We start from the raw sequence: 24,963 nt of genomic DNA on the forward strand, positions 1-24,963 counted from the left end.
CGTTCCGATAACGAATGTCAAGCATCGCTAGTGAAAAAGTAGCTTGATTTCGAAGACTCATTTTTATCGACGCCTGACTATTTGCTGTCAACGCATCGACTGCGTTGGGACACCGCGGCAGCGTTCAGGCGTTCCCGGCTTTTGGGATCCGTCAGCTTGTCGCCGTGGCGGCACGCAAAGCACATTCGACATCAGCTTTCCTGAATCGCGCTGGACCCGTGCGCGGGCTATCGATGTTCGTTTGTGCACACCCGTTCGTCGCGGTCGACCACTTCGAAACGTGCAGTAGGGTGGGCGAGTGCTGCATGAGCATCACACAACGGATCACGCCGTGGACTGCACACCGGAAGACTCAGCGCCTTCAGATGGCAGCGGACGGTCGGGATACGTCGGTCGACCGACGCCGCCGAGGCATTCGAGCCGGTAGCCATATCCGTAGATGGACGACAGGCGGTAGCCGTTCGCGGGACGTAAGTCCAGCTTGCTGCGGACCGTCGATATGTGAGTGTCCAGGGTGCGTGCCGAAAAGTACGCCTCGCGCTTCCAGATCCTGTCGATGAGGTAGGCGCGTGACAGCGGGCGGTCGAGGTTCTGGAACAACAGCCACGCGAGCTCGAATTCCTTCTGGGTGAGATTGACAGGCACATTATTCACGAATGCCTGTTGGTGATTGCCGTCGAAGCGATAGGGGGCGAACTCGTGGCGTGTCGGGTCAGCGTCGGCCGGATAGACGCGACGCAGGAGCGCGCCGACGCGAGCGCGCAGGATTGCAGGGGTCACCGGTTTCACAAGGTAATCGTCGCCACCCGCGTCGAGAATCTCCACGATGCCGGCCTCGTCGCCACGATGCGTAATGAACAGCACTGGTAAATCACGCGTCGCCTCGCGGGCGCGAACCCAGTGCAACAACGCCTGGCCGGACAAATCCGGCACGTACCAGTCAAGAATCAGCAAGTCGAATGTGTCGCGCTGCAGTTGCTTCTTCAGGGCGGTTCCTTTGAGGAACGCGTAGCACGTGTGTCGGTCCGCAGTCAGTGACTGACGAATGAACTCCGCTTGAACCGGGTCGTCCTCCAGGATGGCGATTCTCATGTTGTCTCCCTCACTTTCTGATGCGTTTTCCCCGATACGCGTGCGGCGCGAAAATGCGACGCCGGGCACTTGGCGATCGTTGCCAAATCCATCCGCCCGATCCTGTCGTGCCCGGTTGCGCTGCGTCTGCGTGAGGTCATTTCCGCGACCGCTGCTGATCCAGCCGCAAGGTGTGAGCGACGTCGAAGTGACTACCCTCTCCTCTATCAAATCCTCCTGAGCTGTCTTCCGAACGCCTCGACCTGATCTGGTGTCAAGGCGGCGGGGTGGCCGAGCCATGGTCCGCGGCGATGGGCCGCCGACATTCCTGCACGCTCGAATTTCGCGAGCGCGGCACGCATTTGGAACTTAAGCGGCCCATCGGCGTACGGGTTCAGGTGGTCGACCGACCACCCGAGTCGGTCAGGCTGCCGCACCATCGGCGTGTCCACGGGTTGCACGATAGTGAGGAATGGAAATCGTATGGGTGTCCATGAATTCCTCCACAAATGCCGTGGCCGGGTGAAGATCTGCACGCAGCTTGTCTCGCTCGGCGCGGTCGGCGACAGATCCAGGCATGGCTCCTCGGTGGACAGGTGTATGTCGCTGAGTTGGGCCATGCGTTCTCGGTGGCGGAGGTCGGGGTCGTTCTTGGCAACGACGACTTCATCTATTTCGGCATTTGAGGCGCTCAGGATAGGGGGGCGGATTTACAAACGCAATGAAGTGAATCACCTATTTCGCCGGTAGCCAATTTCATCTCGTCAGGAATGCATATAGTCTGACTCGAAGATCGGCATGAAATCGTCGCGTTGGCAAGCGAGTCGATTCGGTTGCTGCTGCCAGTATGACGAAAAGCACCATTGTGTCCGGTCGTGGTACGACTCAATGCTGCTCTTGTGCTTTCAAGGATAGGTATGCGCTGCTGTTCCAGTACTTTCAAAAACGCAGATGAACCTGAACGGAGTCCGGCGTCGGTAAGGTTGATTGATCGTTTAAAAGGAACGGGTATTTTAGGGCGTGGTAGTCTGCGCTGAATGCAAATATACGGTCGGTAGCGACCTCCCCATCGCCGAACAGTTTGTAGGGGTACGTCAAGAATCCGCAATGCGTCCCGGTCTAGGGCGGTCCAGCGGTATCTTCCTCACCCAAAGCCAGGATCAATGCCGGCGTCAGTTGATAACGCACGCTGTCTTCATGGTTCTGGAAGTGAATCGTTCCGCTGGGTGCCGTCAGCGCGCTAGTCGAGTTGCTATAGAGCAGCCCTGCGTACAGCAGCGGATGGTTGCCGGTCCGAAGGCATATGTGCCGCCTGCGTGCGGCATGGGACGACGACATCGTCATTCAAATCTACGGCGGATAGATACGACTGCGCTGCGACAACGGCGATTGGCGCTTTGCCAGCAAGGCGGAACGCCAGTCAGCGATGCTGAGCCGCCGCTTCTATCGCGTCACGTGCAGAGTTGAGTGCGTGCGATGCGGCGTGGTGTGGCGAGGCACTGTGAAGGCAGTGCCTCGCTGCACCGGCCTGGCTTATTGCGAGCCGGCGCTCGCGTTGCTTGCGGCCGTCGCGGTCGCCTTGTGGTGATGGTGGTGATGGTGATGATGCTTGTGCTTCGCCGGCGCGGCCTTGTCAGCCGGCTGGCTCATCGGAGCAGGCGTCTGCGCCATCGGTGTGGGCGTTGCCGCGCCACCTTGAGCGGGCGCCACTTGGGGATTCGAGGCCTGCGCGAATGCCGCGAGCGAAACCAGGCTGGCAAGCGCCGCAACCGCAAAATGCTTTTTCATCAGGGATCTCCGTGGATTGAATGAGTGGATTATTTACCTCCACGGAATCCTAACGTTCGAGAAAAATCCACCGTTGACGGGTTGGCTGGGTAGCGACGCTGATCTGATCATCTTTGACGATTTCGCGAAGCGGTCGTCACGTCATGTGATTGAATTGCGATCGCAGGCGTCGACGTATCGCATTCGCTCGACGGCGCGCTCCCGCTGAAAGGCGGCCTCGACGCACTGCTATTCAGCAATCAATTTGATCTTGCGATGGCTTACAGCCTTGTCGTTGTCGTGAACTTCATGCGGCGTTACCTGCTTGGCCGGTCGCTTCGGGGCGACGCGTTGCGGCGTAGCAGCAAGGTGCGCGGCGAACGCGGCGATGGGGTCATTGTCCTGTCGCGGCACCGCCCGCCCGGTCCGGGCAGCGCGATCGATGGTGGCCGATTTCGACCACGCGTCGCGGTGTGCCGGCGCGTAAGCGTGCAACGCGTGGTCACTCACCCACTCTTCCTTGTATGCAGCGTCGGCCGGTGCCGTCACGTTCAAATAGAGTGCGGAAGCACACAAAAAGACCATGCAGCATGAGTTGGACAATTCTTTCGTCGATCGATAAAAAAAGATGCCACGAGTTCCAATGAACCCGTGGCACTGGAAGCACTCTTGCAAACGGGGGAGAGTGCAAGAGGCACGAGAATCTTCGGGCACAACTCGGCAATACCTTGATGCCAAGGGTGCATCAGAGAAATCGGCAAGGCAAGCATTGTCCATGACTTCGCACTATCCTTGACGTTTAATTCCATGAATAAAGGGTTTTATAAATTTAATTGCTGTCTCGTTAATAAATAAATTGGTATGGGAAGTGGGTGTTATAAATGTAATAAATTGTCAATTTTGGTGGTTGGCCCTTGTGCGGCTGTGTGTAGGTGTGCACTCTTGGAGGAATGTCGGTAGTTATCAATTGGCTCTATTTATCATATTTATCCGTTGTCGCGATCGAATCGGCTCGTGGTGTGGTGCTCGAGATGAGAATCCGCTCAAAGATTTTTCGGTTGGTGGTGGCTTTCTTGCTCGTGGCAACGTGGGTGGCCACGGCAGTTGTCATCAGGCAGGACGAGTCCGTCACAACTGAAGGCGTGACAAAATCAGTCTCGATTTACAGTAATGGCTTGCAGCAAGAGATAACTATAAAAATCAGGCAGATGGATTTCTTGACCCGAAGCGTAAAATCGATTTACGAGAGGTCGGCCGATCATTTCGACTTGTCGCGAGACATTCCGTCAAGCATGACATCGTCCGATTCGGCATTCCAGATTACTGTCATCGACAAGACAGGAATCGTCGTTCAAAGCACCCGTGGCAATGCAAAAGGCGTCAGTCTCGCGGATCGTGAGCATTTTTTGGTGCATCGCGAGAGAAGAGATGTTGGATTGTATATTAGTCGGCCAATTATCGGGCGAGTCTCCCATGCGTGGAGTCTTCAATTTGCTCGCCGACTTGAATATTCGGATGGTTTATTTGCAGGCGTGGTTGTTGTGTCAGTCAATCCGGAATTCCTGTCTCGTGGCTTATATTCATCAGCGATTCTTGGAAATCGCGGATCGATTGCCCTCGTGTGCGATCAAGGGCAGCTATTGTCGTTCTCGTCGCCGCTTGAGTCGTCGAGTGCCGTCGGCACGCCGTATCCGTTGGAACGTCTTCTGGCTGGATCAAAGGGGAGGGGCGTCATTCGCGAGGTAGACGGCCACGAGGAATTCATTGTCTCAACGCCGATAACGGGCTATCCGATGCACGTCGTCGTGACGCGGGACGTGGACGAAGCACTTGTTTCGCATCGAGACTATCGTGCCGCCGTGCTGGTCTCCGCGACGGTAATCACCTTGCTGTTACTGGTCTGCCTTTGGATCGAATACCAGAAATCCTTGTTGCTGCTGAAGGCCGACGAGGCATCGCGGCTTGCAGCAGAGACCGACGTTTTGACGCAGTTGCCTAATCGCCGTAAAGCTGTGTCGGTAATTGACGATGCGCTTCGCGATCATCGATCGGTGGGTAGATTCGCCATCTTGTATTTCAATTTCGATGATTTCGAGCGAATTAATAACCGCTTCGGCCATGACACGGGCGATGAAGCGATCAAGCTGCTTTCCACCAGGCTTCGACATTGTCTTCCTGAGGGGGCAGTACTGGCGCGGATTGGCGGTGACGAATTTCTTGTGACGCTACAAGGCGACGCTATAGCCGAGGCGGCGGCAAAAACTGCTCAACGGATGGCGGATTCGCTCAGCAAACCTCTCAGTCTACGAGGAGAAAACTATTTTTTGACGGCGAGTATCGGGATTGCCATCCACTGTGAGGCGGACGCCCGTCATGAGCAGCTGTTAGCGAGAGCAGATGCCGCAATGTATTCAGCCAAGACCGCGAATCTACAAGGGTCGGAGGTCAGATACCAGTTCTATACGCGGGACGTCGACAATAGCCGACTCGGGGCTATTGAGTTACACGAGGAGTTGCTCAGGGCACTTGCACGCAACGAATTGTTCGTTGCCTACCAGCCGATTGTCGATCTTGGGACACGTAAGCCGGTGTCGTGCGAGGCGCTGGTCCGCTGGCAACATCCGCGACGCGGACTCGTTTCGCCAGACGATTTCATTCCTGCTGCGGAACGAACTGGTCTGATCCTCGACATCACGGACATCGTTTTGCTGCAAGTGTGTCAGTCGCTCGCTGCGACGGACGGGCTAGCCACGTCCGTTCCGATATCGGTCAATCTTTCACCTGTCTGCCTTGCGACCGGGCGGGTGCCGCAATCCGTCGCACGGTACCTCGAAAAATTCGACATCAGCCCCGACCGTCTGACGTTCGAATTGACGGAGACAGCAATGCTTGAGCAATCGGCTCAAGTCAAAGCGCAGCTGAACGAACTCCGCAGGATGGGGGTGAAGGTCGTACTCGATGACTTCGGAATGGGATTCTCGTCACTGTCCCATCTCTGGCAGTTCGATGTATGCGGTATCAAGATCGACCGATCATATACGGCCGGCTTGCCCGGCGACGTGCGAGTGTGTGCGATCGTCAAGAGCATGATCCGGACGGCGTGGGAACTCGGGCTCTCGATTACCGTTGAGGGCGTTGAAACGGAACTGCAGGCGAGCTGGCTCTCGCAATTTCCGCATGTACTCGCTCAGGGTTACCTGTTTGGTCGAGCAGAACCGGTGACTGTTTAGGGCGCGCCATGAAGATCGATGTTATTGGTGCGCTGGATAGTCGAGCGGCGGCCGCGTCGACGCAATAGGCGCCGTTTCAATCGCTGCCGGATCGATAAAGCGCCTTCAACTGCGACAACTCTTCGATGAATTGATCCTTGAGCGCCTGCGGCCCGAGGATTTTCACGTGTGCGCCGTACCCCAGCAGCTTCCGCGCGCCGTGCTCGATCGATTCGATCGGCATCACGCATTCCTTCCATCCCGGCGGCACCTCCGCGCTGCCTGCATGCTGCGAGACCGGCGCGATCTTGATCCGCGCGTTGGCCAACCAGGTTTCGCCGCGCGGCGACACCGCGATATGGGCGGTCAGCCGATTGAGATCGGTCTCGTACCGGCTCATCGCGTCGCGCCAGTGCGTCGCCAGATCGAATCGCGCAGGGCGCTTGAATCGGCGGCGCGACGCGGTGAGTTCGTGGATATTCGCCAGCCGGAACGTCAGTGCGCCGGGCTTGCCCGCCACCCGGGCAATCAGGTACCAGGCGCCGCCCTTGAGCACCAGGCCGAGCGGTTCTAGTTCGCGACGGGACACGCCCCGCCAACTCTGATACTCCACGTCGATACGGTACGAACCCCATACCGCATCGGCAACTTCACGCAGAAACGCCGGGGTTTCCTGCGCCCGGTACCAATCCACGGTATCGATGTGCAGCCGGCTGGCGACGCGGTCGGCCCGCTCGCGCGAGCCCGGCGGCAGGCTCGCCATCATCTTCAGCCGCGCGGAGGCAGCCATGCCGTCGAGGCCCAGTTCGCTCGCCGGCCCGGGCAGGCCTGCCAGGATCAGCGCGTGCGCTTCGTGCTCGGTGAGCCCGGTGAGATCGGTACTCCAGCCGTCGCGCAGCTGGAATCCGCCGTTGCGGCCGCGATCGCCCCAGATGGGCACGCCGGCCGTGGAGAGCTGGTCGATATCGCGCAGGATCGTGCGCTCGGACACTTCCAGTGCTTCGGCCAGCGCCGGCGCGGTCATCCGGCCGCGCGCCTGCAGCATCATCATGATCGACAACAGGCGGCTGGCTTTCATACGCGACACATTACCTCAAATACCTGACATAAGGTGTCATGTTATCGGACTTATGCTTTGTCGCATGCCCGATCTGCTTCATCGACGCGAAGGTCAAACATGAACGAGAACATCCGAGAACAGCCGCTCGACGTCGTCGAGCTGCGCCAGTACACGCTTCATCCGCACCAGCGCGACGTGCTGATCGATCTCTTCGACCGCGAGCTGGTCGAGACACAGGAAGCGGTCGGCATGACGGTCATGGGGCAGTTTCGCGATCTCGATCGTCCGGATTTGTTCGTCTGGCTGCGAGGCTTCGACAGCATGGCGACCCGGCTGAGAGGGCTGACGGATTTCTACGGCGGACCGAGCTGGAAAGCGCACGCTGACGCGGCCAATGCGACGATGATCGATTCGGATAACGTATTGTTGTTGAAGCCGGCATGGGAAGGATCGAACCTGCCCGTCGACGTGGCTCGCCGAGCCGGCCGGGACGCCGCGGCCATCCCGCCGGGATTCGTCGACATCACGATCTTCTATCTGAACGAGCCGGCATCGGCTTCGCTTCTGGCGTTTTGCCGCGAACGCATGTCGAGCGTTCTTGCCGCCGGCGGTGCGACGGCCCAGGGGTGGTACATCACGGAGCCGCGCGAGAACGATTTCCGCCGATTGCCGGTGCGGGCGAATGAACAGGTGTTGGTGGGCGTCGCGGTGTTTCCCGACATCGCGCGCTTCGGCGAATTCGGCCGTTCGAATCGATGGGCAAACGAGATCGCCCCGCAACTGGCACGCTGGTCGATCCGCGCGACCGAGACGCATCGGCTGGTGCCCACCGCACGCTCGGCTGTTCGCGCGTAAGCACGTTCAAGTCGGGCCGCATTTCATCAACGGGAGAGCGAACCATGAAGATCATTTCCGGGCCGCTGAGCATGTTCGGCGCCAAGGTCGAGATTGCGGCGCACGAGAAGGGCATCGACTTCGAGCTGGTGATGACGCCGTTCAGCCAGCTTCGCGGCTACGACCCCAAGCATCCGGATGTGCTGCGCATCAATCCGAAGCGCCAGGCGCCGGTGCTGATGGACGGCACGCTGGAGATCTTCGATTCCACGCAGATCTTCGAGTATTTCGAGGACCTGAAGCCCGATCCCGCGTTATGGCCGGCGCATCCGGCGGCGCGGGCGATCGCGCGTCAGCTCGAACATTGCAGCGACGAAATCTATTTTCCGCACGTCGTCCGGCTGATGGGGCTTGAAGATACGCCGGACGATCCGGCCGCACAGGCGGCGCGCGCCGAAGCGTCGCAATACTATCGACGCATGGAACGTGTGCTGGCCGATCGGGAATTTCTGGCCGGGACCTATTCTTACGCCGACATTGCGTTCTACATGGCGCAGTTGTTCGGCGCGCGCAAGGGCGCGCCGATGACGGCGGAGACCCCCAACCTGCTCGCGTGGCGTGCGCGGATGACCGCACGTCCGGCCGTCCGGAAGGTCGCCGGAGCGATGGCCGGCTATCTGGAATCGATCGAAAACGCGGTGCCCGATTTTCTTCGCGGCCTGGACCCGTCGTCCGGGGAAAAATGACCGCCGTCCGTCGCGCCAACGAAGTCCGACTTGCCCCTCTATTCGAGGCCTTGACCTTAAAGTTGAGTTTAATCTTAGAGTGCTTGCTGACAGCAGTGAATCAGCAGGCTTCGGGTGTTGCCTGCCACGGTCAATCATCGACGAGAGGCAACGGACATGGACAGGCGTTTTACACAGGTCGAATTCGGGCCGCACACGGTCGACGTGCCCGAAGGCGGGTACTACGACCGGTTCAGGATGAATCCGGACCTGAACGAGGTGGCGCGCGATCCCGCCGCGGGAAACATCGATTTTTTCCGCCGGATTCCGAAGCGTCAGGTGGCGTCGCGGGTCGGCCCGACCTGGGCGCCGAACTTCTACTACCGTTCCAGCAGCATTCAGCTGTTGTTCCTTGCGCCGCTCGACCGCCTGCGGACCCTGTTGCCGGTGCCGCTCGAACCGTTGCGTGCGCTTCCCGGGCGCGGGCTGGTCGCGCTGACGTTCTTCTCCTATTCGGTCTGCGATAACGATCCGTATGACGAAGTATCCGTCGCGGTGGTGATCCGTCGGCCCGGCGCGAAAGGGTCGCACGCGCTGGAACTGATCGACTCGATGCGGCGCCGGAGCTTCTTCGCGCATGTGCTGGCGCTGCCGGTTACCACGGAAATCGCGCGGGTTCGCGGCGTACACGGCTATCAGTTGCCCAAGTGGCTCGCCGATATCGACGTGAACATCGGCGCCACCGCAAGCGCCCGCATTGCCGGCCCGGGCGGACGGCCGGACCTGAGCCTGAGTGTGCCGCTGCCCGCGCTGACCCACGTCGCGTCCCAATCGCAGATGGGCACGACGACGATGATCAATCGCATCGACGGCGAATGGCACCAGACCTCGGTGCAGACCAATACGCTATCGTTCGCGCAGCGCCTGCTGCCGCGCAACGTCGAGCTGGTGCGACACGGCGGCCCGCTGAGCCAGTTGCTCGACGGGCTCGGCGCGTCCACCATCATGCGTCTCGACGTGGTAAAAGACGCGCAGTTGGTCCTGAACCTGCCGACGCCCTTAAAGACCTTCGATGAACCCGGAATACAACGCTAACGGCACGGCAGCCCGCGACACGCCCGCGCCGAAGGAACCGTCCATGACCGAGCCGACCCACGATCTCGTCGTATTTGGCGCCACCAGTTTTGTCGGGCAGATCCTGACCCGCTACCTGTCCGACTATCTGTCGGGCTCGGGCGAGACGCTGCGCTGGGCCATTGCCGGCCGCTCCGAAGCGAAGCTCAGGCAGGTCAGGGATGCGCTGGGCGCGGCGGGGCAGTCGTTGCCGATCATCGTCGCGGACGCGGCCGACGAAGCGCAATTGCGGGCGCTCTGTGCGCAAACACGGGTGGTCGTGTCCACCGTCGGACCCTACGCGCTGTACGGGGAGCCGCTGGTCAAGGTCTGTGCGGAAACCGGCACCGACTACTGCGACCTCACCGGCGAGACGCAGTGGATCAAGCGGATGATCGAAAAATACGAGCCGGCGGCCCGGCAATCGGGCGCGCGCATCGTTCATTGCTGCGGCTTCGATTCGGTGCCGTCGGACATGGGCGTGTTCTTCCTGCAGCAACAGGCGCGGCGGCAGTGGGGCGCGCCGGCCGGGCAGGTGAAGATGCGCGTCCGGACGCTGAAGGGCGGCGCGTCGGGCGGTACCGTGGCGAGCGTGATCAACGTCGTGCGGGAAGCCGCGGCCGATCCCGCGTTGCGCCGGGAACTGCTCGATCCTTATTCGCTGTGCCCCAAAGGTCATGGCTTCACGGCGCGGCAGCACGCGGTTCGATCAGCCGAATTCGATCGCGACTGCGACGCGTGGATCGCGCCGTTCGTGATGGCGGCCATCAACGAGCGCGTCGTGCACCGCTCCAATGCGCTGACCGGCAATGCGTACGGCAGCCGGTTCACTTACGACGAAGCCGTCTTGACGGGCACGGGCTTCAAAGGCCGCCTGACTGCGCTGGCGATGGTGGCGGGCCTCGGCGCGTTCATGGTGGGCGTGATCATCAAGCCGGTGCGCATGCTGATGGAGCGCTTCCTGCTGCCGAAACCCGGCGAGGGGCCGAGCGCCGAGGCTCAACTGGCCGGCCGCTACGATCTGCGTTTCTTCGGCCGTGCCGACGACGGGCGGACCTTGCGCGTGAAAGTCACCGGCGACCGCGATCCGGGTTACGGCTCCACCGGCAAGATGCTGGGCCAGGCCGCGATCAGTCTCGCGCTGGATTGTGGTCGCGACGGCGACAAGACCGGGCGCGGCGGCGGCTTCTGGACGCCTGCGACGATGTTTGACGAGCGCTTTGTCGAGCGTTTGGTGCGCCATGCGGGATTGCGTTTCGACGTGATTTGAACGCGCAGTCCGTTCGCTATTCGAAAGGAAGCCGATAAAGATCGGATTGCGAATCAATGTGGGGAGACCATTGACTGTCACGGTGGGTCGAATGGCCGGACCTGCTCCGGCCGGGGAGTCGCGGCAACATGAAGATCGGGGAACTGGCGGAACGCACCGGCCTTACCCCTTCGCGCATCCGCTTTTACGAACGCATCGGTCTCTTGACGTTCGTCGAACGCGAAGCGAACGGTTATCGCAGTTATCCGCAGGAAGCGGTGACGGTGCTTGATCTGATCGCCGCCGCGCAGAAGGCGGATTTCAGTCTTGACGAGATTCGCACGCTGATTCCGTCGGATCTCACGCAATGGCAATGCGGTTCGTTGCTGGAAGCGCTGTGCCGCAAGGTGGAAGACATCGAGGTGCTGGAGGCGCGGCTGGCGCGAAGCAAGGCGCACGTCGTGTCGCTGATCGCCGAAATCCGGGCGAAGCCGGAGTCGGTTGATTGTGCAACCAATGCGAAAAGGCTGTTGTCGAGGATCCCGTCCGGGAATGCGGCGAACGCCGGCGATGCGCGCACCGCTGACGCCCATGACGAGCCGGTGCCGCGCCGGACGATCCGCACTTAGGTCCGCGCCGGCGCAAGCCCGTCCGCCGCGTCACAGGAGCGCGACGACCTGTTCGGCCGTCGCCTTCGCCGATTGCGGATTCTGCCCGGTCACCAGGCGGCCGTCGACGACCACGTTCGACGTGAACGGCAGCAGTGCCTTCTCGTAGCGCGCGCCGCGCTGTTGCATCTGCTGCTCGACGTTGTAGGGCACTTTCTTCGCGACGCCGGCCAGGATTTCCTCCATCCACGAGTAGCCGGTGATCCGGCGCCCGGCAACCAGCAGCGAGCCGTCCGACAGCTTTGTGTTCAGCAGGCCGCAGTAGCCGTGGCAGACCGACGACACGACGCCGCCGCGCTCGTAGATCTCGCGCGTGAGGCGCTGCAGCCCTGCATCGTCCGGGTAGTCCCACATGACCGCATGGCCGCCGGTGAAGTAGATCGCATCGAAATCGGCCGGATCGATCTCGTCGGGGCGCGCGGTGGTCGCGAGCAGCGCTTCGTTGGCCGGGTCGGCGCGCCACGCCTTTGCGGCGGCGTCGACGTGCGGCCATTTCAGCGAGCGCGGTTCCAGCGGCGACACGCCGCCCTTGGGGCTCACGAGCCGCTGCTCATAGCCTTGCGCCGCGAAGATGTGGTGGGCATGCGTCAGCTCTGACAGCCACAGGCCGGTCGGTTGCGACGGATCGGCGTAGTGCGCGACGTTGCTGACGACATGAAGGATGCGCGTGGTCATGATGCGATTTCCTCTTGAGCGGCCACGGGCGGACGTCGTCGACGCACCGCCGGATGGTCGGATGGCAGAACCCAACCCGATGGCCTCGATACGCTGCCGAGGCAAACCTTAACCTTCAAGCGAAGTTCAAGGTCAAGACCTTTTCGCGTTGACCGTCCGCGCGCGTTTTTCGGGCAGCACGAGTCCGTCGAGCAAGGTCGTCAGCGCATCCTCGATCGCATGATCGCCGACCTTCTCGCGCACCAGCCGCCCGTCGATTGCGAGCATCGTCAGGCCATGGAGGTGCGCCCAGCAGGCGGTCGCCTGGCCAAGCGCCGGGCGCGGGCGGATCGTGCCGGCGCGCTGGCCGTGCTCCAGGATGTCGACGACCAGCAGGAAGGGCGCCTGCACGCGCGGATCGAGATGGATATCCGAAGGCTCGCCGGCATCCGCGGCAAACATCAGTCGATAAAGATCCGGGTGGCGCTGCCCGAACGCGAGATGGGCATAAGCGAGCGCAAGCAGCACGTCCGGTGCGCCCGCGGCGGGATCAACGGACGCGGCGAGATCGTCGCGCAAGCGATCGAAGCCGATCAGCGCCAGCTCGTGAAGCAACGCGGCCTTGTCCGGGAAATGGCGGTACGGCGCGGAGTGGCTGACGTTCGCGCGCCGCGCGATTTCACGCAGCGTGAACTGCCAGCCTTGTTGCTCCTGCAACGTGTCGAGTGCCGTGTCGATGATCGCGCGGCGCAGATCCCCGTGGTGATAAGCCTTTTGCCCGGCGTCCGCATCCGCGTCTGACGGCATCGTGTTGCTCCTATGTTGACATGGAACACATTGTGGTCCTATGATCCGTGACACGCAAGTTGACAGTGTCTACATCGACGCAACCTCGTGAGGTGCACCATGGCCGTTTCCGCAGAATCCAGCTCGAGCATCGACCCGGCGGCGTTGCTGGCCCGCCAGCGCAGTGCGTTCGTGACCGAGGGGCCGCCGAGCGTGGAGCAGCGCAAGGCGCGGCTTGCCCGGCTGCGCGCCGTGGTGCTGGCCCATCGCCGCGACGTGGAGGAGGCGGTCAACGCCGATTTCGGGCATCGCTCGCGCCACGAGACCGCGATCATGGAACTCGTGGGCGTGATCCAGGCGATCGATTACCTGACCCGCAACCTGCCTCGCTTCATGAAGCCGCAGCGCCGGCACGTCGGCATCTTCTATCGTGCCGGGCAGGCTCACGTCGAATATCAGCCGGTGGGTGTCGTGGGCGTGATGGCGCCGTGGAACTACCCGTTCGCGCTGACGTTCATTCCGCTGGCGACCGCGCTGGCCGCCGGCAACCGCGCGATGCTCAAGCCGTCGGAGCTGACGCCGCGCACCAGCGAGGTGATGCGACGCATGCTCGCGGACACCTTCCCGAGCGAAGAGGTCGCGGTCGTGCTCGGCGGCCCGGAAGTCGGCGCCGCCTTCAGCGGCCTGCCGTTCGATCATCTGCTGTTTACCGGCAGCACGCAGGTGGGCCGCAAGGTCATGAAGGCGGCGAGCGAGAACCTCGTGCCGGTGACGCTCGAACTGGGCGGCAAGAGCCCCGCGATCGTCGCGAGGGGGCATGTCGACGGCCGGACGATGTCCAGCATCGTGTTCGGCAAGCTGTCGAACGGCGGGCAGACCTGCGTGGCGCCCGACTACGCGCTCGTGCATGAAGACGATCTGGATGCGTTCGTCACGCAATACGATGCGGCGGTCGCGCGTTTCTATCCGGACGGGCCGACCAGTCCGGACTACACGTCGATCGTCAGCGACCGGCATTACGATCGCCTGAAGGGTCTCGTCGACGAAGCGCGCAGCCAGGGCGCACGCGTGATCGAGGCGGGCGTGAATCCGCAGCATGCGGCCACCCGCAAGCGGACGCTCGCGCCTACGTTGATCGTCGGGGCGGGCGACGACACGGCCGTCATGCAGGAAGAGATCTTCGGGCCGATCCTGCCGGTGCGCACGTATCGCACGATCGACGAGGTCGTCGACTACGTGAATGCGCGTCCGCGACCGCTTGCGCTTTATTACTTCGGCGCACGGGATGGTGACTGCGATACGTTGCTGAAGCGAACCACGTCGGGCAATGTCGGCATCAACAACACGATCCTGCATGTCGCGCAGGAGGATTTGCCGTTCGGCGGTGTGGGTCCCAGCGGAATGGGCGCGTATCACGGCATCGAGGGATTCCGCGCGATGAGCCATGCCAAGGGCGTGTTCGTGCAGGGGCGCTGGAGTTTGCCGAGCCTGCTGCGTGCGCCGTTCGGCAAGCTCGCGGATTTTGCACTGGCGGCGCTGCTTGGGCGGAATCGAGATCCGGCTGAAGGGCGCGTTGGATTGAGTGCAAAGCGCTGAGTTGGGCGGGGCACCGCGCCGGGGCATCGCCGCCAAAGGCGAATGCCCTGTTTGTATTTCCACGCGGGCCACGCGCTATGGCCGGTTGCGTTTGCCGGCTCCTGTGCGAACAGCAGTTTCGTCGAAGATCGTCGCGGCGAATTCGGCGGCTGCCGGCATCCGGGCGTCATGCATCAGCACGAATTCCGTTTCCGGCAGGTCCGGCAAAGCTTCGGACCCGCCCAATTCACGGAGCGTGTCGTCGATCGCACTGCGCGGTACCGGGGCGAGCGCGATGCCGGCTCGCGCGAACGTGAGGATGCCGGTGACGCTCGGGCTTTCGCAGGCGATCCGGTAGCGCATGCCGGCCAGCGCGAGCGCCTTGATGGCGGCCGCCCGGTACGGACACGGATCGGGAAAGCACGCGAGCGGGACATCGCCTTCGGGAAGCGGCTCGTGGCGCGCAAAGGCCCAGACGAGCGGTTCTCGCCACAGTGTCGCGCCCTGGCCCGAGTGCGAGCAGCGGCTGCCGATCACGAGATCGAATTCGCCGTTTGCGTGCCGTCGAAACAGGCTGTCGCCGATGTCGACCGTCAGATCCAGCCGCAAGCCGCGCCGCGCGGCGCCATAGCGTCGCATCACGTCGGGAAGCCAGCCTCCCGCGAAGTCTTCCGATGCGCCGATACGCAGCTTGATCTCGACTGCGTCGCCGGTTCCCAGCTTCGCCTTCGCTTCCTCGCTCAGGTTGAGCATCGCGCGCGCGTAGCCGAGCAGCGTGTGGCCGTGCTCGGTGAGCGTGACGCTGCGCGTATTGCGCACGAGCAGCGCCCGGCCGAGCTGTTCCTCGAGACGAACGATCTGGGCGCTGACCGCGGATTGGCTGAGATGCAGCCGGTGACCGGCGCCGGTGAAGCTGCGCACGTCGGCAACCGCAACGAACGTATGAAGCAGCGCCGTGTCGAGGGGAGGATTCATTGATCACCAATCCAGGTTAATTCAATCAATTAATATCGTTTCAAAATTATAGGCCGACTCGATACGCTGCGAATCGCAGTGGGCGATCGCGCATGTCGCGCGTCGCCGCCACTCTTGGCAAGGACCGGCTCCATGACGCGCGTGCTGTATATCGAAGGCTCACCCAACAAGGACTATTCGGCGTCGATCGACGTGTGCAGTGCCTTTCTCGATGCGTACCGGCACGCCCATCCGGACCACGAGATACAGAAGCTCGATATCTGGGATCTGGCGATGCCCGAATTCGACGAAGCGGCGCTGGCCGCGAAATACGCAGGGCTGAGCGGAACGGCGTTGACGCCGGCGCAGGCGGCGGCCTGGCAGCGGATCGAACAGCTCGCGGCGCCTTTCCACGCAGCGGACAAGTTCCTGTTCGGCGTGCCGCTGTGGAATTTCAGCATTCCGTACAAACTCAAGCACCTGATCGATGTGATCTCGCAGAAGGATGTGCTGTTCACGTTCGACGGTTCGGGGTTCGCCGGCAAGCTGGCCGGGAAGAAGGCGGCGGTCGTCTATGCGCGTGGGCTCGGTTATCAGGCGCCGGGTTCGTTTACGCCGGCCGGCGAGTTCGATCTTCAGCGCCCGTACATGGAAACCTGGCTGAAGTTCGTGGGCGTGAAAGACGTCACGGGGATTGTCGTCGAGCGGACGTTGTTCGGTCCCGACGGACAGGTCGATCGCAGTCGCGCGATCGACGAAGCCCGCGTGATCGCGCACACATTCTGACGTTGCCGCGCTTCGCATCGCGTGTGGCACGGCAGCGGATCGCGCCCGATGATCGTTTCGAAGCGCGGCCCGGATACGTGCGTCAGCGTCCGCCGCGCGCGATGGCGAGTGCGATGCCGAAGCCCACGAGCAAGCCGCCGAAGGTGCGGTCGATCCAGTGGCGCAGCGACAGCAGGCGATCACGGACAGCCGTGGCGGAGAAACACAGGGCCACCAGGCTGAACCAGCCGGCATGCGCCAGCGCGATGAAGGCGCCGTAGCCGAGCTGCACGATCAACGGTGTGTCGGGCCGCACGGCCTGCATGAACAGGCTGACGATGAACACGGTGGTTTTGGGATTCAGCGCGTTGGTGAAGAAGCCGGTGCGCAGCGCGGCCAGATCCGATAGCGGCGCCGCACGCACGTCGGCTTTCCCGTCACCGGGCTGGGTCATGAGCATCTTCGCGCCCAGGTAGATCAGGTAGATCGCGCCGATCAGCTTGACGGCATTAAAGAGCCACAGGGACTGGCGGATCAGCAGGCCCACGCCCAGCAACGTGTAGCTCACATGGACCGTCACGCCCAGCCCGATACCGAGCGCGGTGAGCACGCCCGATCGGCGCGACAGCATCAGGCTGTTGCGCGTGACCATCGCGAAGTCCGGGCCCGGGCTGATGACAGCCAGCAGCGTAATGGTGACTACAACTATCAGTTCCGTCATCGCGTTGTCTTTTCGATTGATGTCGTCATGGCACAATCTTAGGGACCGTATTCCATCGGGAAAAGCGATGATTTCTGACCAGAATGGTGAGATTGACTCACAGTCGATCCGTACGACCCTGCCGTCGCTGATGGCGTTGCGTTGTTTCGAGGCGGCGGCGCGTCACGAGAATTTCAGCCGTGCCGCCGACGAACTGTGCCTGACCCATGGCGCGGTCAGCCGTGCGGTGCGTCTGCTCGAGGATGACCTGGGCGTGGCGCTGTTCCAGCGCCGCAGCCGTCGTGTGTTCCTGACCGATGCGGGCCGCAAGCTGGCCCAGGCTGTCCATGATGGCCTGGGCCTGATGCGCCACGCCGCGCACGCATTGCGCACCGAGGCCGCCCAGGCGCGGCGTTGGGTCCTGTCGTGCGAACCGACGCTGCTGATGCGTTGGCTGATTCCGCGCTGGCCGGACTTCCAGGCCCGGTATGCGGGAGTCGACATCCATCTCGCTGCGGCGGGCGGTCCGTTCTCGTTCGACAGCGGCATCGACATGGCCATCCGCCGCAACGATTTTGCGTGGCCGGCGGGGTATCACGCGGAACGCCTGTTCGCCGAGCGGGTGGGGCCGGTTTGCCGGCCGGACAAAGTCGATGCGTGGTTTTCCGCTCGTCGCGGCGCTCGCGCGTTGAAGCCGGACGCGCCGCAATTGCATACGCGGACACGGCCGGACGCGTGGAAGGAATGGGCGGTGGCGGCGAATCAGCCGAAGGGGAGCGGGCGGCGGCAGACGTTCGACCATTTCTACTTCAGTCTGCAGGCGGCCGTCGCGGGGCTTGGTGTCGCCATCGGCCCGTGGCATCTCGTGCGCGATGACCTCGAAAGCGGTGTGATGGTCGCGCCGATGGGTTTCGTGGAGGACGGCTCGCACTACTGCTTGCTGACGCCGGCGGCCGTCGCGGCGGGAAGTGCGCAGTCGGAGCTGCTCGCGTGGTTGAAGACGATGGTTTGACGAATGCGGAAGGGATGGTTCGAAGATCCGGCAAAGGGCGGAGCCAGTGTATCGGTGCCGGCCGATTTCGGCTGGCGCTGCCGGATCGTCTGCCCCGGCCCGGACGACAACGTTCGTCGACATTGCGAAGCCGAGTGCGAGAGCGGTAGAATTCGTGTCGCCGAAAATAGAGTGGCAGGTTGGTATCTCCTGCGCCCCGCGAGGGGTTCTAACCATGCCGCGGCGTCAACCTTGCTTTCACGAGTCAAGGGGGGCGCACTGTGGACATGACGCTGCGCGCCTCCCATCCATGGGGAATTGCACCAATGCGCACACACGTAAAAGATCCGTCGACCGGTAACGGGGCGGTGTTCAGCGACACGAACTTCAGCCGCGACGAACTGGCTCGCGTTCTTCAGCAATCCGGCGACGGGCCGACCTTCGAGCGCTGCGACTTCGACGGCCAGGACCTGTCCGACCTTGACTTCCGCGCGGCACGATTCGCGCAGTGCAACTTCGAGCGGACCCGCTTTGAGCACAGCGATCTGACGGGCAGCCGCTGGCTGGGTTGCAAGGGTGCCACGGCAAATTTCCGGTATGCCAATGCGAGTGATGCCCGATTCTGCCGGAGCGATTTGAACAATACCGACTGGACCGGCGCCAAGCTTGCATCGACCGTCTTTACGGAGGTCAGGCTGACGGGAGCCCGTTTCACGGACATCCGGGCGCTGGGGCTCAGCTTCCACGATTCCTTGCTCGTGGGCGCCAATCTCAGCGGGTTGTCGTTCCGGAAGCAGACCCTCGAAGCATTGAATTTCTCCGATGCGGACCTGTCCGATTGTGATTTTCGCGATGCCGTATTCGAGGGCGGCAGCCTCGGCAATGCGCGCCTGCACAACACGCGGTTCGACGGCGCGGACCTGCGCTCTACAGACTTGACCGGCCTGCGTTTATCCGATGTATTGCTTCATTTCACAGGGGCGATCCTCTCCGTCGATCAAGCGGTCATGCTGATCGGCAATTGCGGTGTGCGCGTGATGTGAATCTCGTCGGGCACGCGGTCGACGCAGCGTTCGACCGCGGCGGGCGGATGGCCGTCTCCGCCCGAATTCCTGAACACAGCGCTATTCGATGCGAAGTGACGCAGGCAGGTTTACGCCCATGAATTCGGCCAGCATGAATGGACCGATCAAGAACAACAAGTGGCTCGCGTGCAATGATTGCACGCCGTCTGCAGATTCATTTCGGCACGCATTGTTTAATGCGGATCATTCCAGCAGGACGCGTACTCAAATGACTATTCCCGACCACGAGGCGTGGAACGCATGGCAACCGGACGTGCTCACGCAACGGTTGAGCGATATTCATTTGCCATGGTGCGTCGTCGGTGGATGGGCACTCGATCTTTGGCATGGCGCGCAAACACGCGAACACGGCGATCTGGAATTCACCATTTTACGAGAAGACTTCGACAGATTCCGGCAGGCGTTCGGTGATCTGGAGTTCTATACGGCCCATGCGGGCGTGGTCGAGAAACTGCCGGAAAACCAACGCGCGCCATCCGGCATCATGCAATTCTGGGGATACGATCGCGTTGCCGAATGTTGGCGGATCGATATGATGATCGAGCCGGGTACACCCGAATGGTGGGCCTACAAACGAGATCCATCGTTCAAGCGGCCGCGTGCCGAAATGGTGATGAGAACCGCCGACGGCATCCCGTTTCTGAATCCCTCCGCGGTACTGCTGTTCAAGGCCCGCGATCGGCGTCCCAAAGACCAGCGGGATTTCGACAGTGCATTACCGAAACTGCCGGTTATCGAACGCACGTGGCTGAAAGACTGTCTGGATGTTCTCCACCCCGGCAATGAATGGGCGCGGATGCTTTGACGGCCAATCGCGTTTCCTTCAATGGCAGCCGTTGGACTAAAGTGAATATTTCCCGGGCATCTTTAAACCGCAGCCCTTTACACGAGGGTCAACGATGAGGTGAGCCATGCAGCTTCAAACCGGAAATTTGTTCAGTGTGGAAGGGGAGCGCGGCGGCGACGAGCGGATCGATATCCTCGTCACGGGGCAGCGTCTGAATGTCGAACGGATCGTGTCGATGGGACACGCGAGCCCCGACGGGTTCTGGTATGACGACTCGCGCGCCGAATGGGTCGTGCTGCTGTCGGGGGCGGCCGTGCTCGAGTTCGAAGAGGGTTCGATACGGCATGACATGCGCCCGGGCGACTACGTGCTGATCGAGCCGCATAACCGCCATCGCGTCGCGTGGACGCACGAAGACGAGCAAACCGTGTGGCTTGCTGTTTATTACGAACGCTGAATCACGATTGGCCGGGATGCGACTCGACGCGTAACGGTCGGCCATGAGCCGGACTCGGCAAAACGGCATCAACCCGGCGCGGTCTTTGAATACCGCCGGTATCGATGCCCAAATCGCCGGACAACGCGCTGAATTGCGCGCCGGTACGCGTCGAGAATCTTATTCCTGGATCAGGAATCGATTGCGATTCTTCGCATCTTTGATCCATGCGGGCGCGCGACCGCGGCCCGACCAGGTTGCCCCGGACTTCGGATCGCGATACTTCGCCTGCACGGGTGCCGCCGCTTGCTTGGCCGACCGGCCTCGACGTACACCGAAAATGTCCTTTTCGGTAATGCCGAATTCCGCGACCTTGGCGCGGATGTCGTCGACGATCGACTGGAATTCCGCGGCGCGCGCGGCTTCGGCTTTCTCGGCCAAAGCTTCCATTTGGGCTTTCAGTTCCTTGTAAGTCGCCATATATCGCTCGTTGGGGTTGTGTACACACATGATAGCGGTTTAAAGCGGAAATGATGAGGAAATTCTCTTCTACAACGCAATTCGCCATCGATATGGCGTGCAAGACTGTTTCGAACACCTGAAAAGTGCATCGCTTTGGCGAATGCACACATGATTGCCTGCGCCCGCGACGCAATCCGGTCGCGTCTCTTTGGTCGTTCGCGGCCGGCTTTCTCTTTCGGGACAAGCGCGGAAGACTCAATTATTCTTTTACTTCTTTCTGACATATCGGGGAATTCACTGATGAACAGGGACGATAAGCTGACACAGGTCGCCGCCGAATTCGGATTCGATCCGGACGAGGAAATCAGGATCGGCGGAAAGTACACGCCGGTTCTGGTCGACGGGAGCACGGCCTACATTGCCGGGCAGATTCCGCGCGTGGGGGAAGTCGTGCGGTTCGTCGGCGTCGTGGGCGAATCCGTTTCGCTGGACGACGGTCGCCGTGCTGCCGGCATATCGGCGCTGCGTGCGCTGTCGCTGGTTCGAAAGCACTGTGGCACGCTCGATGCGATAGCGTCTGTTCCCCGGATGACCGTTTACGTGCGGAGCGCCCCCGACTTCACGATGCAAAGCGAAGTGGCCGACGGCGCATCCGATGTGCTGTATGCGGTGCTCGGCGATGCGGGCGTTCATACGCGTTCGTCCGTCGGCGTGCTGCAATTGCCCAAGGGTGCGTCGGTGGAAGCGGATTTCATTTTCGGATTGCAGCGTGGCAATGCCGATCACTGATTCTTCGCGAGCCGGATCTCGCGCGCGGGCCGCTTCGCAAAACAGTCAGACAACCGGCGCATGATGCGCATTTCTGCGATGGCAGGAGGCCCGCAATGCCGAAAGCAAAAAAGAAACTGCTGCCGAAGGACTTTGAAACATTGCTCGACGAAGGCGATGTCGCGAAGCTGCAGGCGGTGTTCGATACCTGCGACGTGAACGCACGCGGCGGGCCGAGCAAGCGGACCACGCTGTCGTTCGATCGTTGCCCCGATGATCTCGCGCGCTGGCTCGTTGCGCAGGGCGCGGATATCGGCGCGGCCGACGCATACGGCAACACGGCGCTGCACGCGCGCGCCCGCAGTCGCCGCAGCCGCTTCGACGTGCTGCTCGAACTCGGCGCGGACGTTCACGACGACGGAGCGTCGATCGGCACCGCGTTGCACGCCGCGGCCGATTCGCGCAATGCGTTGTCCGCCTGCGTGCTGCTCGAGCACGGCGCGCGCGTCGACGCGTTGAACCGCGACGGGCAGACGCCGCTCGAGCGTGCGCTGCGCACCTGCGGCAATGCGGATCTGGAACACATGGTGGCGCTCGCCGACGTGCTGCTCGACGCCGGCGCGGCGAAGACGCCGCGCATGCAAACCAGCGTCACGGAGATCGGCGAGCGTTTCGAGTTCATGCGCGAGCGCTTCAACCCGGAATCCGTCGACGCGGCCAGCGCCGCGCTGGACCGGCTCTATGCGCTATTCGATGTGCCGCCGGTGCCGCGCCGTCAACTGCACGACGGCCGGGCGCCGATCATCGTCGCGGCCGGCTCGTGGCAGGAGCAGCATCAGGCACTGTGGAAGCAACTGGTGCCGGGAACCGGGCATGCGGCGACGGTGCAAGGCGAACTCATCCGGATCTCGGGCCGCATCGCGCATGAACTCGACCACAACGGAGGCTGCAACTGGGACGCGGACTTCCGCAAGATGGCCGATGCGTTCGCGGCATTCGTGCGCACCGGCACGTCGCTGCCGGCGGCCGATTTGTCAGACGTGGAAGCGGTCGTGCAGGACGTGAAGCGTCAGTCGGGCGACCCGGCGCAACTGTGTCGCTTGGCCGTCGCGTGGGTGCGCCTGAACCCTGACCCGCTCGAACTCGCGCCGCCGCCTTATCGGCGATAGCAACGCGCCGTCACGCACGGCGCGATACGTGATCGTGCACAACGCCCGTGCGTGCGGAACATCCGTGTTGCCGATTTGCACGATCGCCGTGCACCGGCGGCAGGTCGTTCAAGTCATTCACCCCGCTCCCGGTAATTTCCGGAAACCGCCGCTGCGCCAATATCGGCCGGCATCCCCACTTTTGGAGATGCGATCGCCGTGCGGTACGCCTACGATGGACAACAGGGCATCGGGGACCGGATGTCACGAGAACAAGCGGACAGGCCTGCCATTGCGCGTCGAATTCTGTAAGCGCCCGCGCGGTTTACTGACACAGCGTCTGCGTACGATGACGCGCAACGTGTGTGGTGGGTCGTTTGCATCGCGGCACGATGGCGCGTTGATGACGGAAGGCCTGACGTCGCATTTCGGGGAATTTCAATCAATATGCTGGCACGAGACTATGTGGAACGAGAGCTCTCTCACATCCAGAGAATGGTGGCTCTCCTGGCAAGCGAGACGCTCGCCGACGACGTGTCGATGTCGGGCGCGGGGCGCGTGAGGCACCCGAGTTACTGGCGAGGGCGAATCGAGGAACTGCTGTCGGCGCCCGATGTGCCGCACCACGTCAGAAAGCTCAGCGAAGCCGTGCTCGCGAAGATCGACGAGATGGAATCGCGGTTTGCGGCGATGAAGTAAGTGCATCGTCGGACAATGCGCTAAACGCGCGCGCTCCATCGTATCGTCGATCGTCTTGCCCGTTGCTCACTCGAGCGCCATCACGGCAAGCAGGGCCGCACGAAACGCGGCCATCTCCGCAGCGGTACCGACGGATACGCGCAGGTATTCCGGCGGGCCCGACTCGCGAATCAGGACTCCGTGGCTCAGGAGTCCGCTCCATATCCTGTGGCGATCCGCAAACTTGCCGAACATCACGAAATTGGCATCGGAATCGGCCACCGCGAGCCCGTGGTCACGCAGCCAGCCGACGATCGAATCGCGCTCGGCCTTGATCGCCTCCACTTGCGACAGCATCTCGTCACGGGCAACCAGCGCCGCGCAGGCAGCCGCCTGGGTAAAAGCGGACAGGTGGTAGGGCAGGCGAACCAGCTTCAGCGCGTCGACGATCGCAGGCGCGCATGCGCAATAGCCGACACGGCCACCGGCGAATTTGAACGCCTTGCTCAACGTGCGGGTGACGACGAGCCGCGGATGGTCCGGCAGCAGCGTCACCGCGCTGCGGACCCCGTGGCGCCGGAACTCCGCATACGCTTCGTCGACGACCACCACGCCCGGCGCGACGTCGAGTATCGCGCGGATCGTGTCGACCGGAAGCGCGGTCCCGGTCGGGTTGTTCGGCGACGTCAGCAGGATCACGTTCGGCTGGTGCGCGCGGATGCTGTCGATCGCCTGATTCAGGTCCAGCGTGAAATCCTCGGTGCGCGGCAGTGTATGCAGGCGCGTGAAGGTCGTCCGGCAGTATTCGTCATACATGGGATACGCGGGCGTAAAGGCCAGCGCCGATCGCCCCGGGCCGCCGAATGCCTGGAGGATCTGCTGGATCACTTCATTCGAGCCGTTGGCCGCCCAGACGCGCGACGCGTCGAGCGTCACGCCGGTGTCGTGCGTCAGATAAGCAGCCAGATGCGCACGCAGCTCGGCAAAGTCGCGGTCGGGATAGCGGTTCGCCGCGCGCGCCGCGTCGGCCACCGCGGCCGCGATGCGCTCGACGAGCGCCGGCGACGGCGGATACGGATTCTCGTTGACGTTCAGGCATACCGGCACATCGAGCTGCGGCGCCCCGTACGCGTGCTGCAACTTGAGGTCCTCCCGGAGCGGCAAATCCGACAAGGCGATTTCTTTCCAGGGTTGTTGCATTGAAAACACTCCGTACGTTATCGATCGATCCGCGCAGCGGGTTTTTAAGGCGGCAAAAAACAAAAAAGGCGCCGGAGGCGCCTTGGTCGTTGTCTTGATCGGGAAAGACCCGATTCAATCTCTAGATGCGAAACGAACCACGGCGCGACAGCGGGCGTCCGTGGTGATGGTGCAGCGAGGGGGTGGCGTTTCGAATCGTCATGCGCTGCATCATGGCATACCCTGATCCGGATGAAAAGCCGCCCGCGCGATACGCGCCGACAGAATGTGGCCATTAC

Annotated in this window: 26 protein-coding genes; 15 read left to right on the forward strand and 11 right to left on the reverse strand. The window is 62.2% G+C overall.

Features of this window, described 5'->3' with window-relative positions:
- Positions 1-324 precede the first annotated feature (324 nt).
- The 4 genes from H3H55_RS33260 to H3H55_RS33275 form a co-directional block, all read right to left on the reverse strand.
- The gene (locus tag H3H55_RS33260; protein ID WP_193102484.1) at positions 325-1,092 is read right to left on the reverse strand and encodes a response regulator transcription factor; all 768 of its coding nucleotides are present in this window, start codon (positions 1,090-1,092) and stop codon (positions 325-327) included.
- Between the two features lie 206 nt (positions 1,093-1,298).
- The gene (locus H3H55_RS33265; protein WP_193102485.1) at positions 1,299-1,691 is read right to left on the reverse strand and encodes a hypothetical protein; all 393 of its coding nucleotides are present in this window, start codon (positions 1,689-1,691) and stop codon (positions 1,299-1,301) included.
- 913 nt (positions 1,692-2,604) lie between these two features.
- Positions 2,605-2,859 (reverse strand): hypothetical protein, encoded by a 255-nt coding sequence (locus tag H3H55_RS33270; RefSeq protein ID WP_193102486.1) that lies wholly within the window; start codon positions 2,857-2,859, stop codon positions 2,605-2,607.
- A gap of 228 nt (positions 2,860-3,087) precedes the next feature.
- Positions 3,088-3,615, reverse strand: a complete 528-nt coding sequence (locus H3H55_RS33275; protein ID WP_226800669.1) for a hypothetical protein — start codon at positions 3,613-3,615, stop codon at positions 3,088-3,090.
- Positions 3,616-3,788: 173 nt separating this feature from the next.
- Between H3H55_RS33275 and H3H55_RS33280 the strand changes: the two genes are divergently transcribed.
- Positions 3,789-6,068 (forward strand): EAL domain-containing protein, encoded by a 2,280-nt coding sequence (locus H3H55_RS33280; protein ID WP_193102488.1) that lies wholly within the window; start codon positions 3,789-3,791, stop codon positions 6,066-6,068.
- Between the two features lie 76 nt (positions 6,069-6,144).
- Here the strand turns inward: H3H55_RS33280 and H3H55_RS33285 are convergent, their stop codons facing one another.
- On the reverse strand, positions 6,145-7,125 hold the full coding sequence (locus H3H55_RS33285) for a helix-turn-helix transcriptional regulator (RefSeq protein WP_193102489.1): 981 nt from the start codon (positions 7,123-7,125) through the stop codon (positions 6,145-6,147).
- 99 nt (positions 7,126-7,224) lie between these two features.
- On the opposite strand from H3H55_RS33285, the gene H3H55_RS33290 reads away from it, so the two are divergent.
- The 5 genes from H3H55_RS33290 to H3H55_RS33310 all read left to right on the forward strand — a co-directional run bounded on the left by H3H55_RS33290 (position 7,225) and on the right by H3H55_RS33310 (position 11,657).
- Positions 7,225-7,962: an NIPSNAP family protein gene (locus tag H3H55_RS33290; protein ID WP_193102490.1), complete on the forward strand. Its 738-nt coding sequence runs from the start codon at positions 7,225-7,227 to the stop codon at positions 7,960-7,962.
- Between the two features lie 44 nt (positions 7,963-8,006).
- Positions 8,007-8,687 carry a glutathione S-transferase family protein gene (locus H3H55_RS33295; RefSeq protein ID WP_193103093.1) on the forward strand — a complete coding sequence of 227 codons (681 nt, stop codon included), beginning with the start codon at positions 8,007-8,009 and terminating at the stop codon, positions 8,685-8,687.
- A 156-nt stretch (positions 8,688-8,843) separates the two neighbouring features.
- Positions 8,844-9,761 (forward strand): acetoacetate decarboxylase family protein, encoded by a 918-nt coding sequence (locus H3H55_RS33300; RefSeq protein ID WP_193102491.1) that lies wholly within the window; start codon positions 8,844-8,846, stop codon positions 9,759-9,761.
- A gap of 43 nt (positions 9,762-9,804) precedes the next feature.
- Positions 9,805-11,049 carry a saccharopine dehydrogenase family protein gene (locus H3H55_RS33305; RefSeq protein ID WP_193102492.1) on the forward strand — a complete coding sequence of 415 codons (1,245 nt, stop codon included), beginning with the start codon at positions 9,805-9,807 and terminating at the stop codon, positions 11,047-11,049.
- Between the two features lie 128 nt (positions 11,050-11,177).
- Positions 11,178-11,657, forward strand: a complete 480-nt coding sequence (locus H3H55_RS33310) for a MerR family transcriptional regulator (RefSeq protein WP_193102493.1) — start codon at positions 11,178-11,180, stop codon at positions 11,655-11,657.
- Between the two features lie 30 nt (positions 11,658-11,687).
- Here the strand turns inward: H3H55_RS33310 and H3H55_RS33315 are convergent, their stop codons facing one another.
- Both H3H55_RS33315 and H3H55_RS33320 read right to left on the reverse strand, forming a co-directional pair.
- The gene (locus H3H55_RS33315) at positions 11,688-12,371 is read right to left on the reverse strand and encodes a type 1 glutamine amidotransferase domain-containing protein (protein WP_193102494.1); all 684 of its coding nucleotides are present in this window, start codon (positions 12,369-12,371) and stop codon (positions 11,688-11,690) included.
- Positions 12,372-12,503: 132 nt separating this feature from the next.
- Positions 12,504-13,157: a TetR/AcrR family transcriptional regulator gene (locus H3H55_RS33320; RefSeq protein ID WP_193102495.1), complete on the reverse strand. Its 654-nt coding sequence runs from the start codon at positions 13,155-13,157 to the stop codon at positions 12,504-12,506.
- A gap of 99 nt (positions 13,158-13,256) precedes the next feature.
- Here H3H55_RS33320 and H3H55_RS33325 point away from each other — a divergent pair, with 99 nt between their 5' ends.
- Positions 13,257-14,732, forward strand: coding sequence for a coniferyl aldehyde dehydrogenase (locus H3H55_RS33325; RefSeq protein WP_193102496.1), 1,476 nt, complete (start codon positions 13,257-13,259; stop codon positions 14,730-14,732).
- Positions 14,733-14,807: 75 nt separating this feature from the next.
- Here H3H55_RS33325 and H3H55_RS33330 read toward each other — a convergent pair whose 3' ends face one another.
- Entirely contained in the window at positions 14,808-15,686 is an 879-nt protein-coding gene (locus H3H55_RS33330) for a LysR substrate-binding domain-containing protein (protein WP_193102497.1), read from the reverse strand.
- Between the two features lie 132 nt (positions 15,687-15,818).
- On the opposite strand from H3H55_RS33330, the gene H3H55_RS33335 reads away from it, so the two are divergent.
- On the forward strand, positions 15,819-16,451 hold the full coding sequence (locus H3H55_RS33335; protein WP_193102498.1) for an FMN-dependent NADH-azoreductase: 633 nt from the start codon (positions 15,819-15,821) through the stop codon (positions 16,449-16,451).
- Positions 16,452-16,533: 82 nt separating this feature from the next.
- Here the strand turns inward: H3H55_RS33335 and H3H55_RS33340 are convergent, their stop codons facing one another.
- Complete coding sequence (locus tag H3H55_RS33340) at positions 16,534-17,151, reverse strand: LysE family translocator (protein WP_193102499.1); 618 nt, start codon at positions 17,149-17,151, stop codon at positions 16,534-16,536.
- 67 nt (positions 17,152-17,218) lie between these two features.
- Here H3H55_RS33340 and H3H55_RS33345 point away from each other — a divergent pair, with 67 nt between their 5' ends.
- The 4 genes from H3H55_RS33345 (at position 17,219) to H3H55_RS33360 (ending at position 20,450) form a co-directional block, all read left to right on the forward strand.
- Positions 17,219-18,142 carry a LysR family transcriptional regulator gene (locus H3H55_RS33345; protein ID WP_193102500.1) on the forward strand — a complete coding sequence of 308 codons (924 nt, stop codon included), beginning with the start codon at positions 17,219-17,221 and terminating at the stop codon, positions 18,140-18,142.
- 266 nt (positions 18,143-18,408) lie between these two features.
- Positions 18,409-19,164, forward strand: a complete 756-nt coding sequence (locus tag H3H55_RS33350; protein WP_226800670.1) for a pentapeptide repeat-containing protein — start codon at positions 18,409-18,411, stop codon at positions 19,162-19,164.
- A gap of 250 nt (positions 19,165-19,414) precedes the next feature.
- Positions 19,415-20,011, forward strand: coding sequence for a nucleotidyltransferase domain-containing protein (locus H3H55_RS33355; protein WP_193102501.1), 597 nt, complete (start codon positions 19,415-19,417; stop codon positions 20,009-20,011).
- 106 nt (positions 20,012-20,117) lie between these two features.
- Positions 20,118-20,450: a cupin domain-containing protein gene (locus tag H3H55_RS33360; protein WP_129517445.1), complete on the forward strand. Its 333-nt coding sequence runs from the start codon at positions 20,118-20,120 to the stop codon at positions 20,448-20,450.
- A 159-nt stretch (positions 20,451-20,609) separates the two neighbouring features.
- On the opposite strand, the gene H3H55_RS33365 is transcribed toward H3H55_RS33360, so the two are convergent.
- A complete protein-coding gene (locus tag H3H55_RS33365) occupies positions 20,610-20,909 on the reverse strand; it encodes an H-NS family nucleoid-associated regulatory protein (protein WP_048249039.1) in 300 nt (99 codons plus the stop codon).
- Between the two features lie 282 nt (positions 20,910-21,191).
- Between H3H55_RS33365 and H3H55_RS33370 the strand changes: the two genes are divergently transcribed.
- The 3 genes from H3H55_RS33370 (at position 21,192) to H3H55_RS33380 (ending at position 23,506) form a co-directional block, all read left to right on the forward strand.
- Positions 21,192-21,680, forward strand: coding sequence for a RidA family protein (locus H3H55_RS33370; RefSeq protein ID WP_193102502.1), 489 nt, complete (start codon positions 21,192-21,194; stop codon positions 21,678-21,680).
- 95 nt (positions 21,681-21,775) lie between these two features.
- A complete protein-coding gene (locus H3H55_RS33375; protein ID WP_193102503.1) occupies positions 21,776-22,828 on the forward strand; it encodes an ankyrin repeat domain-containing protein in 1,053 nt (350 codons plus the stop codon).
- 426 nt (positions 22,829-23,254) lie between these two features.
- Positions 23,255-23,506, forward strand: a complete 252-nt coding sequence (locus H3H55_RS33380; protein ID WP_129517442.1) for a hypothetical protein — start codon at positions 23,255-23,257, stop codon at positions 23,504-23,506.
- Positions 23,507-23,572: 66 nt separating this feature from the next.
- On the opposite strand, the gene H3H55_RS33385 is transcribed toward H3H55_RS33380, so the two are convergent.
- Positions 23,573-24,685, reverse strand: a complete 1,113-nt coding sequence (locus tag H3H55_RS33385; RefSeq protein ID WP_193102504.1) for a histidinol-phosphate transaminase — start codon at positions 24,683-24,685, stop codon at positions 23,573-23,575.
- Between the last annotated feature and the right edge of the window lie 278 nt (positions 24,686-24,963).

Origin of the sequence: Burkholderia sp. Z1 (genome assembly GCF_014893795.1) — a bacterium.
GTDB classification, from domain to species: Bacteria; Pseudomonadota; Gammaproteobacteria; order Burkholderiales; family Burkholderiaceae; genus Burkholderia; species Burkholderia theae.